Origin of the sequence: Streptomyces sp. ATexAB-D23, assembly GCF_000373645.1 — a bacterium.
In the GTDB taxonomy this organism is placed as follows: domain Bacteria; phylum Actinomycetota; class Actinomycetes; order Streptomycetales; family Streptomycetaceae; genus Streptomyces; species Streptomyces castrisilvae.
Genome location: NZ_KB892079.1, coordinates 207,464 through 219,827 on the forward strand (window position 1 = coordinate 207,464; position 12,364 = coordinate 219,827).

The window sequence follows — 12,364 nt, forward strand, 5'->3', positions numbered from 1 at the left end:
CGTGAGGTGTATGTGTCCAGGCTGCAAGCCGAGCACTTGTACAAAGTTTTCGGCAGACGACCCGATCAAGCCGTGCAGAAGCTGAAGAGCGGCACCGACCGCGATGCGCTGCGCGCCGACGGAACGACCGCAGCGGTGATCGATGCATCGTTCACCGTGGAACCGGGCCACATCTTCGTCGTGATGGGGCTGTCCGGCTCGGGCAAGTCCACCTTGCTGCGGATGCTCAACGGCCTGCTGGAGCCCACTTCCGGCCAGGTGCTCTTCGACGGTGAGGATCTGACCGCGCTGAGCCCCGCCCAGCTCCGTCACGTCCGCTCCACCAAGATCAGCATGGTGTTCCAGCACTTCGCGCTCTTCCCCCACCGGAGCGTCCTGGAGAACGCCGCGTACGGCCTGGAGGTGCAGGGCGTCCCGCGCGCCGAGCGCCACCGCCGCGCCGCCGAGGCCCTGGAGCTGACCGGCCTCGCCGGCTGGGAGAAGTCCTGGCCCGACGAGCTGTCCGGCGGCATGCAGCAGCGCGTGGGCCTCGCCCGCGCGCTCGCCACCGACGCCGACCTGCTCCTGATGGACGAGTCGTTCAGCGCGCTCGACCCGCTGATCCGCCGCGACATGCAGGACCAGCTCCTGGAGCTGCAGAAGCGGCTGAAGAAGACGATCGTCTTCATCACCCACGACCTCAACGAGGCCATGCGCCTCGGCGACCGCATCGCCGTGATGCGCGACGGGGAGATAGTCCAGCTCGGCACCGCCGAGGACATCCTCGTCACCCCGGCCAACGACTACGTCGCCTCCTTCACCCAGGACGTGGACCGCTCCCGGGTGCTGACCGCGGGCGCCATCATGGCCGAACCGCACACCGTCATGGGCACCCCCGACGACGAGGGCAAGGAGCTGCGGACCCCGGCCGACGTGCTGCGGGCCGCCCCGGCCACCGTCACGGAGTCCACGCCGATCATCGAGCTGTTCACGCCCTGCTCGCAGAGCGGGGTCGCGGTCGCCGTGACCGACGACAAGGGCAAGCTCGTGGGCGTCGTGCCCCGGGCCCGGCTGCTCGCCGTGCTCGGCGAGCCGATGACCCCCGCCGAGGCGCCCCAGGACGCCGCGACCACGCTGAAGAAGGTGGCCGGTGTTTAGGCTTCATCTCGGCGACTGGGTCGACTCCGCCGTCGACTGGCTCCAGACCCACCTGTCCTGGCTCTTCGACGCCATCAGCTCCGTGGTCAGCGGCATGTTCGACGGCATCGCCGCCGTCCTGTCCGCCCCCGCACCCCTGCTCTTCGCCGGCATCGTCGCCGTCATCGCCTGGTGGCTGCGCGGCCTGCTCGCAGGTCTCCTCGCGTTCGTCGGCTTCGCCCTCATCGACTCCGTCGAGTTGTGGGACGAAGCGATGGACACCCTCACGCTGGTGCTCGTCGCGACGATCGTGACGCTGGTCCTGGCCGTGCCGCTCGGCATCTGGGCGTCCCGTTCCAAGACGGTCAGCGCGGTGATCCGGCCGGTCCTCGACTTCATGCAGACCATGCCCGCCATGGTCTACCTGATCCCCGGCGTGATCTTCTTCGGCGTCGGTGTCGTACCCGGCATCATCGCCACCATCATCTTCGCGCTGCCCCCGGGCGTCCGGATGACCGAGCTGGGCATCCGCCAGGTCGACGGCGAGCTCGTCGAGGCGGCCGAGGCCTTCGGCACCACCTCCCGCAACACCCTGCTGCGGGTGCAGCTGCCGCTGGCCCTGCCCACGATCATGGCGGGCATCAACCAGGTCATCATGCTGGGCCTGTCCATGGTGGTCATCGCCGGCATGGTCGGCGGCGGCGGCCTCGGTGGCTCCGTCTACCGCGCCATCGGCAACGTCGACGTCGGTCTCGGCTTCGAGGCCGGTGTCTCCATCGTCATCCTGGCCATGTACCTGGACCGGATGACCAGTGCCCTGGGCCGCGAGGTCTCCCCGCTCGCCCGCCGTGCGCTCGCCAAGGCACAGTCGGTGGCCGGCGGCCTGAAGATCTGGCACCACCGCCCGCAGCCCGTCGTGGCCGTGGCCGGGGTGGTCGCGCTCGCGCTCGTCGCCGGCGGCATGGGCCTGTTCGGTTCCTCGGACGACGACGCCACGACCGCGTCCGACCCGAAGAACATCGGGGCCGGCAAGAAGATCAGCATGGGTTACATCCCGTGGGACGAGGGCATCGCCTCCACGTTCCTGTGGAAGGAACTGCTGGAGCAGCGCGGCTTCGAGGTCGACGTCAAGCAGTACGAGGCCGGCGCGCTCTACACGGGCATGGCGAGCGGCCAGATCGACTTCGAGACCGACTCCTGGCTGCCGGTGACCCACGCCTCGTACTGGAAGAAGTACAAGGACCGCCTGGACGACATGGGCTCCTGGTACGGCCCCACCTCGCTGGAGCTGGCCGTCCCCTCGTACGTGAAGGGCGTCGACTCGCTCGACGACCTCAAGGGCAAGGCGTCCGACTTCAAGGGCCGGATCGTGGGCATCGAGCCGAGCGCCGGTGAGATGGGCCTGCTCAAGGACAAGATCCTGCCCGGCTACGGCCTGGACAAGGAGTACAAGGTCATCGACGGCTCCACGCCGTCCATGCTGGCCGAGCTGAAGCGCGCGTACGCCAAGAAGGAACCGATCGTCGTTCCGCTGTGGTCGCCGCACTGGGCGTACAACCAGTACGAGCTGACCAAGCTCAAGGACCCCAAGGACCTCTGGGGCAAGGGCGACGGGATCCACACGCTGACCCGTAAGGGCTTCGCCGAGGACAACCCCGAGGTCGGCACGTGGCTCAAGGACTTCAAGATGAGCGAGGACCAGCTCACCAGCCTTGAGGCGCAGATCCAGAAGAGCGGCTCCGGCAAGGAGCAGGAGGCCGTCCGTATCTGGCTCAAGGCCAACCCGGAGGTCGCCGACACGCTGACCCCGGTCAAGAAGGCCGCCACCTCCAAGGGCGCGAACGGCAAGGACGAGCGCGACCGCGCGGTCGAGATGGCCTGGTTCCCCTGGGAGGAGGACATCGCCGCCACGTACCTGTGGAAGGCCGTCCTGGAGGAGCGCGGATACAAGATCAACCTCAAGCAGTTCGAGGTCGGTCCGATGTACACCGCGATGTCGCGCGGCCAGATCGACGTGCAGTTCGACGGCTGGCTCCCGTTCACCCAGAAGAACTACTGGGACAAGTACGGCTCCAAGCTGACGGACATCGGCTCCTGGTACGGCCCGACCTCGATCGAGGTCGCGGTGCCCGACTACGTCAAGGACGTCAAGTCCCTGGCCGACCTCAAGGGCAAGAGCTCGAAGTTCAAGGGCCGCATCGTCGGCATCGAGCCCGGCACCGCCACGATGGAGAACCTCAAGAAGAACGTGCTCCCGGCCTACGGCCTGGACGACGAGTACAAGGTCGTCGACGCCTCGACGCCCGGCATGCTCTCCGAGCTGAAGCGGGCGTACGCCAAGAAGGAGCCCATCGCCGTCCTGCTGTGGACCCCGCACTGGGCGTACAGCGAGTACGAGATGACCAAGCTCCAGGACCCCAAGAAGGCCTTCGGTGACGGCGACCGGCTGCACACCATCGCCTCCAAGGAGTTCCCGGAGAACTACCCGCAGCTGACGAAGTGGTTCAAGGACTTCAAGCTCAGCGAGGACCAGCTCGCCGGTCTGGAGAACCAGATCCAGAAGCTCGGTACCGGACACGAGGAGGAAGCCGTGAAGGCCTGGATGGAGAAGAACCCGGGCATCGCGGACAAGATGGCTCCCCAGTCGTAGCCGCGACCGGCCCCCACCGGGGCCGCGGCACATGAAGGGGTGGGTCCCGCCGTCGGCGGGACCCACCCCTTCCGGCGTTCCGAAGAGGTCACTTTCCGGGCCGACCTGGCGTAACGGTGTGCGCGAGGCGCCCACAACCGGAAGGATGGCCAGTCGGGAGGGAGCCGGACATGGACGAGAAGGAAACACTCCGGGTGGGCGCCGCCGTCCGCCGACAGCGCAGATCCCTGGGACTCACCCTGGCCGCGGTCGCCTCGCGCAGCGGTCTGTCCGTACCGTTCCTCAGCCAGATCGAGAACGAACGCGCCAGACCCAGTGCCCGGTCCCTGGACCGGGTCGCCGAAGCGCTGGAGACCACCCCCGCACGGCTGCGCGCCGCCGCGGACTCCGCCCGCGCGGTCGACGTCGTGCGCGGCGTGCCGGAGGACGGGGTGCACCGCGTGGTACGCGGACGCCACCAGCTCAGCGCCCTGGAGTTCACCGGGGAACTCGACCTCGGGCGCGAGTTCCAGCACCGCAACGACGAGGTGATGTACGTAGCGGAGGGCGCCGCCGAGGTGGAGGCCGAGGGCCAGGCCTACCGGCTGGTCCAGGGCGACACGCTGTTCCTGTCCGGCGGGGTGCGCCACCGCTGGCGGGCCACCCTCCCCGGCACCCGGCTGCTGTGCGTCGCGGTCGCCGAACACATCGACGCCACGTCCGACCCCCGGCGCTGACCGCCCGGGGGCCGGTGGCCGGCAGACTCCCTCAGGCGGTACGGGCCGTCACCGCGGCGGCCCCCTTCGGCGCCGCGAGCAGCGCCCCGCTGACCAGTCCGCGCACCGTGCGCACCCCGGCCACCGCCCAGGCCGACACCAGCAGCACGTACAGCGCGACCGCCAGCCAGGTGTACGCGCCCAGCCCGGTGTGCCGGGCCAGACCGGCGGCGCCCGTCACACACGTACCGACGGGGAACGTGAACCCCCACCACGTCATCGAGAACGTCATCCCGCCCCGCACGGCCCGGACCACCAGGGCGACGGCCAGGGCCAGCCACAGCAGGGCGAACCCCATCACCGGCACGCCGTACAGCACGGCGAACGCGCCCAGCGCGGAGGCGTACGCCCCCGGGACCGCGTCCGGCGCCACGTCGGCCAGCGCGTTGACCGCGGTCGTCGACTGGCCCAGCGGACCGAGCACCAGGAACAGCGTCGGAGTCAGCGCCAGAGGCAGCGGGCCGCGGTGCACCAGCCGGCCGAAGACGAGCGGCAGCATCACCAGGGTCGCCAGCAGGCTCAGCCCGAACATCGCGTAGCAGCCCAGCAGCAGTGCCTCCCGCCCCTGGCCCGCGGGCAGCTCCGGCACCAGCAGCGGGCCGAGCGCGGCCGACACCATCGGGGCGACCACCGGCAGCAGCCACACCGGGGACGCCGTGCCCGGCTCCGGCCGGTGGCGCACGATCATCAGGTAGGGAACCGCCACCGCGGCGGCCAGTCCGGTCAGCGTGCCCGCCGTATACAGGACCACGTCCAGCGCGAGCGCCGCCGGATGGCCGATGACGTCCTTGCCCACGACCATGCCGGAGCCCCCGACGGCCAGCAGCGCCATCGAGAGGCAGCCGTAGAACGGCGCGACGGCCGGGTCCAGGAGGTGGGCGCGCGCCTGGTCGCGGTGGGCCGCCCAGTGCCCGGCGCGCGCCGTCAGCACGGCGGCGAGCAGCAGCGCGGAGAGCAGCCACACCGCCGTGCAGGCACCCCGCAGTCCGGGGACGTGCACAGGCAGCGCGACGCCCGCGCTCGCCACGATCGAGGTGCCCATGACCGTCGCGTACCAGTTGGGGCCGAAGTACCGCAGAGTGGGCCGCCGATCCGTGCCGGCGTGCGGGGTATATGTACGGGTCTGCGGAAAGATGGCCATGCCATGATTCTCCTGGGCCGGGCAGGGCCCCACCAGAGAGTGCTGCTCTATGAGGTCATAAGGTGGGCTTATGGCCAGCGAACCGTCCGCCCCCCTGTCCCACCGGGTGCCCGACCTCGGCGCGCTGGAGCTGCTCCTCGCGGTCGCCCGGCACGGCAGCCTCGGCCGGGCCGCCCGCGATGTCGGCATCACCCAGCCCGCCGCCAGTAGCCGCATCCGTTCCATGGAACGGCAGCTCGGCCTGGCTCTGCTCGACCGCTCGCCCCGGGGCTCCCGGCTCACCGACGCGGGCGCGCTGGTCACCGACTGGGCGCGCCGGGTCGTGGAGTCCGCCGAGGCGTTCGACGCGGGCGCCCAGGCGCTGCGGGACCGCCGCGACTCCCGGTTGCGGGTCGCCGCCTCCATGACCATCGCCGAATACCTGCTGCCGGGCTGGCTGATCGCCCTGCGCGCCGAACGGCCCGGCACCGCGGTCTCGCTGCTCGCCGGGAACTCCGCGGTGGTCGCCGAGCGGCTGCTGACCGGGGACGCCGACCTCGGCTTCGTCGAGGGCCTGTCCGTCCCGGAAGGGCTCGACGGCACCGTCATCGCCCACGACCGCCTGGTCGTCGTGGTCGCCCCCTCGCACGCCTGGGCCCGCCGCCGCACCCCCCTGACCCCGCGCGAACTGGCCGCGACCCCGCTGATCCTGCGCGAACACGGCTCCGGCACCCGCCAGGTCCTGGACGCCGCGCTCGCCGCGCACGGCCCGCTCGCCCCGCCGCTCCTGGAACTGTCGTCGACCACCTCGGTGAAGGGCGCGGCGGAGAGCGGCGCGGGCCCCTGTGTCCTGAGCGAACTCGCGCTCGGCGAGGAGCTGTCGGCCCGCCGCCTGGTCAAGGTCCCCATCGCCGGGGTCCGGCTGCGGCGCCAGTTGCGCGCGGTGTGGCCGGCGGGCCACCGGCCCACGGGCCCGGCCCGCGACCTGCTCTCGCTGACCCGGTCGGAACCCTCCGGGGGCATGGTTTAGGGCCTGTCCGGCGGATCTTCGCGGGCCCGCGACGCCTGGCACGCACTCTCGCCGCACGCCCGGATCACCCGAGTACGTCCAGTACGAGGGTGATCCGGGCGCACACCGAGGAGTGGGGTCTCCCCTGTTCGAGCGGAGCCGAGAACTCGGCGATGCACCGGACGCCGCGGGCTGATCCACGAAGATCCGCCGGACAGAACACCTAGGGCCGGACCGGCTCCAAACCGGTGGACGGCCGGGCGGCCCGACGAGAAGGATGGGCCGATGACCGCCACCGCACCGCCCGCCCGGGGCGTCCGCCACCACTGGGCCGACCTGCCCGCCGCCGTCCGCCGCGGCATCGAGGACATCCTCGGCGCGCCCGTCGTGGAGGCCCGCACCCAGCACGGCGGCTTCTCGCCCGGGGTCGCCGCCCGGGTCCGGCTCGCGAACGGCGGCCGGGCCTTCGTCAAGGCCGTGAGCGCCGACGTGAACGCCGACAGCCCGGACATGCACCGCGCCGAGATCCGCCTCACGGCGGCCCTGCCGGCGCACGCCCCGGCGCCCCGGCTGCTCGGCTCGTACGACGACGGCGCCTGCGTCGCGCTCGTGCTCCAGGACATCGAGGGCCGCCAGCCCCGCGTCCCGTGGAGCCGGGGCGAGCTGGACCGGGTCCTTGAGGCCCTCCAGGACCTGGCCGGCCTCCTCACCCCGGCCCCGGCCGGGGCACCGGTCGCCGACGGGGGCAAGTCCACGATGTTCACCGGCTGGCGGACCCTGTGCGCTGCGGGCGACACCACGGGCCTGGACCCGTGGGCGGCCCGCCGGCTCGGCGTCCTGGCGGAACTGGAGTCGGGCTGGGCACGGGCCGCCGAAGGGGACACCCTCGGCCACGGCGACCTGCGCGCCGACAACATCCTGCTCACCGAGGACCGGGTCGTCTTCGTCGACTGGCCGCACGCGGTGCGCGCCCGGCCCTGGTTCGACCTGCTGGCGATGCTCCCCTGCGTGGCGGCCCAGGGCTTCGCCTCCGGGCAGGCCCCGGACCCGGAGGCCCTGTTCACCGCCCATCCGCTCGGCCGGGACGCGGACCCCGGCGCGGTCACCGCCGTACTCGCCGCCATGGCCGGATACTTCGCGCAGCACGCGCTGCGCCCCGCCCCGCCGGGCCTGCCGACGCTCCGGGCCTTCCAGGCGGCCCAGGGCGCCGCCGCCCTGGACTGGCTACGCCGACGGCTCGGCGAGCGGGCCGGGTAGCCCCGGCGCGGGAGCCTCCGGTCCGCGCGCGGTGTCCACCGGCCCCGTCACGGCGGCCACCAGCCCCCGCAGCACGCGGAGGTCCTCGCCCGCCTCCGGATGCCACTGAACCCCCAGGACCCAGCGGGAACCCGGCAGTTCCACCGCTTCCACCGTGCCGTCCGCCGCGTGCGCCGAGGCCACCAGGCCCGTGCCGATCCGGTCGACGGCCTGGTGGTGGTACGCGGGGACGGCACACACGTCCGGCACCAGCGACGCGTACCGGGTGCCCGGCACCGGTGTCACCGGATGCGAACCGAACACGCCCGTCGCCCCGTCGGGGCCCGCGTGCCCGTCCAGATGCTGCGTCAGGGTGCCGCCGCACACCACGTTCAGCAACTGCATCCCCCGGCAGATCCCCAGCAACGGCGTCCCGGCGTCCAGCGCCGCACCGATCAGCGCCGCCTCCCAGGCGTCACGCTCCGGCGCCGGCGGCCCGGTCCGCGGATCGCGCCCGGCCCCGTACCGCGCGGGCTCCACATCCGGCCCGCCCGCCACCACCACCGCGTCGAGCCGCGCCACCGCCTCCGCCGCGGCGTCCGGCGAGTCCGGCGGCAGCAGCGCGGCCAGACCGCCCGCCTCCCGCACCATCCGCGCGTACCCGGCGGGCAGCAGCGCGGCGGGCAGGTCCCACACGCCCCAGCGCACCGAGGTCTCCAGATAGGTGCTGATCCCGATCAGCGGACGGTTCACCGGACTCCTCCTCGCACGGAGCGTCCCCGCACGGCGCGCGGAACACCCGGCACCGTACCCACAACCCCCGCCCTGCCCATAGATTTGGACCGCCTGCCGGCCCGTGAGGAGAGGACCCGTCCGTGTCCGACCGAACACCCCCGCTCGCCCTCGGAGACCTGCGCCGCCTCGTGCACAGCGGCGAGATCGACACCGTGGTCCTGGCCTTCCCCGACATGCAGGGGCGGCTCCAGGGCAAACGCTTCGCCGCCCCCTTCTTCCTCGACGAGGTCGTGCGGCACGGCACCGAGGGCTGCGCCTATCTCCTCGCCGTCGACACCGACATGAACACCGTCGACGGCTACGCCATGTCCTCCTGGGACAACGGCTACGGGGACTTCGCGATGCGCCCCGACCTCGGCACCCTGCGCCGGGTCCCCTGGCACGAGGGCACCGCCATGGTCCTCGCCGACCTCACCTGGGCCGACGGCTCGCCCGTCACCGCCGCGCCCCGGCAGATCCTGCGCCGCCAGCTCGAACGCCTGGCCGAGCACGGCTACACGGCCCACGCCGGCACCGAACTCGAGTTCATCGTCTTCAAGGACACCTACGAACAGGCCTGGGACCGCGGCTACCGCGATCTGACCCCGGTCAACCAGTACAACGTCGACTACTCCGTCCTCGGCACCGGCCGCGTCGAGCCCCTGCTGCGCCGCATCCGCAACGAGATGGCGGGCGCCGGCCTCGCCGTCGAGTCCGCCAAGGGCGAGTGCAACCCCGGCCAGCACGAGATCGTGTTCCGCTACGACGAGGCCCTGGTCACCTGCGACCAGCACGCCGTCTACAAGACAGGCGCCAAGGAGATCGCCGCCCAGGAAGGCGTCGCCCTCACCTTCATGGCCAAGTTCAACGAGCGCGAGGGCAACTCCTGCCACATCCACCTCTCGCTCCGCTCCACCACGGACCCCGGCCGGTCCGCCATGGCCGACGAGGACGGCGCCATGTCCCCGGTGATGCGGCACTTCCTGGCCGGCCAGCTCGCCGCCCTGCGCGACCTCAGCCTCCTCTTCGCGCCGAACATCAACTCCTACAAGCGGCTGCGCCCCGGCTCCTTCGCACCGACCGCCGTCGCCTGGGGCCATGACAACCGGACCTGCGCGCTGCGCGTCGTCGGCCACGGCCACTCGCTGCGCTTCGAGAACCGGCTCCCCGGCGGCGACGTCAACCCCTACCTGGCCGTCGCCGCCCTCGTAGCCGCCGGCCTCCACGGCATCGAGCACAAGCTCGAACTCCCCGACCCCTGCGAGGGCAACGCCTACACCGCCGCCTACGAGCAGGTCCCCGCCACCCTGCGCGAGGCCGCCGCGCTCTGGGAGGCCAGCGAGATCGCCCGCGAGGCCTTCGGCGAGGACGTCGTGGCGCACTACCGCACCATGGCCCGCGTCGAACTGGACGCCTTCGACACGGCGGTGACCGACTGGGAGCTGCGCCGCTCCTTCGAACGCCTCTGACGCCCGCGTGATCCCGGCACCGCCCCTTCGAACGCCTGTGAGGCCCGCGTGATCCACGAGCACCACGTCCTGAACCCGGCGACCGGGGAGGTCGTCGCCACCGTCCCGGCCACCACCCCGGCCGGCGTGCACACCGCCATCACCCGCGCCGTCGCCGCCCAGCGCACCTGGGCCGCGCTCGCCCCCGCCGACCGGGCCCGGCTGCTGCGCCGCTTCGCCGCCGCCGTCGACTCCCGCACCGAGGAGCTGGCCCGTCTGGAGGTCACGGAGGCCGGACACACCATCAACAACGCCCGCTGGGAGGCGGGCAACGTCCGCGACCTGCTCGACTTCGCCGCCGGGGGAGTGGAACGGCTCAGCGGCCGGCAGATCCCCGTCCCCGGCGGCATCGACCTCACCTTCCTGGAACCCCTCGGTGTCGTCGGCGTGATCGCACCCTGGAACTTCCCCCTGCCGATCGCCGCCTGGGGCACCGCCCCCGCCCTCGCCGCCGGCAACGCCGTCGTCCTCAAACCCGCCGAGACGACCCCGCTCACCGCTCTCAGGCTCGCCGAGATCGCCCTGGAGGCGGGCCTGCCCGAACACCTCTTCCAGGTCCTGCCCGGCGCGGGCGACGAGGCCGGCAACGCCCTGGTCGAACACCCCGACGTCGCCAAGATCGTCTTCACCGGCTCCACCCGCACCGGCAAGCGGATCATGGCCAAGTGCGCCGAGAGCCTGAAGCGGTTCACCCTCGAACTCGGAGGCAAGAGCCCCAACATCGTCTTCGCCGACGCCGACATCGAGGCCGCGGCCGCCGCCGCACCCCTCTCCTTCCTGGACAACGCGGGCCAGGACTGCTGCGCCCGCACCCGCATCCTCGTCCAGCGCTCCGCGTACGACCGCTTCCTGGAACTCCTCGCCCCCGCCGTCGCGTCGGTCGTCGTCGGCGACCCCGCCGACGAGAAGACCCGGATGGGCCCGCTCATCTCCCGTACCCAGCTGGAACGGGTACGCGGTTACGTCCCCGAGGGCGCCGCCGCGATCCGGGGAAGCGCCCCCGAGGGGCCCGGCTTCTGGTTCCCGCCGACCGTCCTCACCGACACCCCCGCCGACGCTCCCGTCGCCACCGACGAGGTCTTCGGACCCGTCGCCGTGGTGCTGCCCTTCGAGGACGAGGCGGACGCCGTGCGGCTCGCCAACGCCACCGAGTACGGCCTCGCCGGCTCGCTCTGGACGCGGGACGTGGGGCGCGCCCTGCGCGTCGCCCAGGCCGTCAGGGCGGGCAACCTCTCCGTCAACTCCCATGCCGCGGTGCGCTACTGGACCCCGTTCGGCGGGTTCAAGCAGTCCGGCATCGGCCGCGAACTCGGGCCCGACGCCCTCGCCGCCTTCACCGAGACCAAGAACGTCTTCCTCAGTACGGAGGCCTGAACCCCCCCATGACCACGGACCACTCGATCATCTGCCGCCGCCTCGTCGGGCGCACCGCCGTCATCACCGGTGCCGGCAGCGGCATCGGCCTGGCCACCGCCCACCGACTCGCCTCCGAAGGGGCCCACGTCGTCTGCGGCGACATCGACTCGGCGGCCGGCGAGGCGGCGGCCGAAGCGGTCGGCGGCACCTTCGTACCCGTCGACGTGACCGACCCCGGACAGGTCGCGGAGCTGTTCCGGACCGCCGACGACACCTACGGATCGGTCGACATCGCGTTCAACAACGCCGGCATCTCGCCGCCCGACGACGACTCGATCCTCACCACAGGACTGGAGGCGTGGCAACGCGTCCAGGACGTCAACCTCACCTCCGTCTACCTCTGCTGCAAGGCGGCCCTGCCCTACATGCGCCGCCAGGGCCGCGGCTCCATCATCAACACCGCCTCCTTCGTGGCCCGGATGGGCGCCGCGACCTCCCAGATCTCGTACACCGCCTCCAAGGGCGGGGTGCTGGCGATGACCCGCGAGCTGGGCGTCCAGTTCGCCCGCGAGGGCATCCGCGTCAACGCGCTGTGCCCCGGACCCGTCAACACCCCGCTGCTCCAGGAGCTGTTCGCCAAGGACCCGGAGCGCGCGGCCCGCCGGCTGGTGCACATCCCGCTCGGCCGCTTCGCCGAGGCGACCGAGATCGCCGCCGCTGTCGCCTTCCTGGCGAGCGACGACTCCTCGTTCGTCAACGCCACCGACTTCCTGGTCGACGGCGGCATCTCCGGCGCCTACGTCACACCCCTGTAGCCGGGTCCCCGCCGGGCATCGCCTC

The 12,364-nt window shown here is 72.2% G+C and carries 10 protein-coding genes; 8 read left to right on the forward strand and 2 right to left on the reverse strand.

Annotated features, from left to right (window positions below; translation table 11 throughout):
• The first annotated feature begins 72 nt into the window (after positions 1–72).
• From B082_RS0133655 to B082_RS0133665, 3 genes are all read left to right on the forward strand, one after another.
• Positions 73–1,137: a quaternary amine ABC transporter ATP-binding protein gene (locus tag B082_RS0133655; RefSeq protein ID WP_018556174.1), complete on the forward strand. Its 1,065-nt coding sequence runs from the start codon at positions 73–75 to the stop codon at positions 1,135–1,137.
• Positions 1,130–3,766 (forward strand): ABC transporter permease/substrate binding protein, encoded by a 2,637-nt coding sequence (locus tag B082_RS0133660; protein WP_018556175.1) that lies wholly within the window; start codon positions 1,130–1,132, stop codon positions 3,764–3,766. The genes B082_RS0133655 and B082_RS0133660 overlap by 8 nt, the downstream gene beginning before the upstream one ends.
• A 170-nt stretch (positions 3,767–3,936) precedes the next feature.
• Complete coding sequence (locus B082_RS0133665) at positions 3,937–4,482, forward strand: helix-turn-helix transcriptional regulator (RefSeq protein ID WP_018556176.1); 546 nt, start codon at positions 3,937–3,939, stop codon at positions 4,480–4,482.
• Between the two features lie 31 nt (positions 4,483–4,513).
• On the opposite strand, the gene B082_RS0133670 is transcribed toward B082_RS0133665, so the two are convergent.
• The gene (locus tag B082_RS0133670) at positions 4,514–5,662 is read right to left on the reverse strand and encodes a TDT family transporter (RefSeq protein WP_018556177.1); all 1,149 of its coding nucleotides are present in this window, start codon (positions 5,660–5,662) and stop codon (positions 4,514–4,516) included.
• Positions 5,663–5,732: 70 nt separating this feature from the next.
• On the opposite strand from B082_RS0133670, the gene B082_RS0133675 reads away from it, so the two are divergent.
• Together B082_RS0133675 and B082_RS0133680 are read left to right on the forward strand one after the other, a co-directional pair.
• The gene (locus B082_RS0133675; protein ID WP_018556178.1) at positions 5,733–6,671 is read left to right on the forward strand and encodes a LysR family transcriptional regulator; all 939 of its coding nucleotides are present in this window, start codon (positions 5,733–5,735) and stop codon (positions 6,669–6,671) included.
• 264 nt (positions 6,672–6,935) lie between these two features.
• Positions 6,936–7,907 (forward strand): phosphotransferase, encoded by a 972-nt coding sequence (locus B082_RS0133680; RefSeq protein ID WP_018556179.1) that lies wholly within the window; start codon positions 6,936–6,938, stop codon positions 7,905–7,907.
• Here B082_RS0133680 and B082_RS0133685 read toward each other — a convergent pair.
• On the reverse strand, positions 7,875–8,639 hold the full coding sequence (locus tag B082_RS0133685; RefSeq protein ID WP_018556180.1) for a gamma-glutamyl-gamma-aminobutyrate hydrolase family protein: 765 nt from the start codon (positions 8,637–8,639) through the stop codon (positions 7,875–7,877). The two genes, B082_RS0133680 and B082_RS0133685, sit on opposite strands and share 33 nt — an antisense overlap.
• A gap of 122 nt (positions 8,640–8,761) precedes the next feature.
• Between B082_RS0133685 and B082_RS0133690 the strand changes: the two genes are divergently transcribed.
• Genes B082_RS0133690 through B082_RS0133700 form a run of 3 tightly spaced genes read left to right on the forward strand, consistent with a single transcriptional unit; the run spans position 8,762 to position 12,339 of the window.
• Entirely contained in the window at positions 8,762–10,129 is a 1,368-nt protein-coding gene (locus B082_RS0133690) for a glutamine synthetase family protein (RefSeq protein WP_018556181.1), read from the forward strand.
• Between the two features lie 48 nt (positions 10,130–10,177).
• Positions 10,178–11,542, forward strand: a complete 1,365-nt coding sequence (locus B082_RS0133695) for an aldehyde dehydrogenase family protein (RefSeq protein ID WP_018556182.1) — start codon at positions 10,178–10,180, stop codon at positions 11,540–11,542.
• Between the two features lie 8 nt (positions 11,543–11,550).
• Positions 11,551–12,339: a 3-oxoacyl-ACP reductase gene (locus B082_RS0133700; protein ID WP_018556183.1), complete on the forward strand. Its 789-nt coding sequence runs from the start codon at positions 11,551–11,553 to the stop codon at positions 12,337–12,339.
• Positions 12,340–12,364 lie beyond the last annotated feature (25 nt).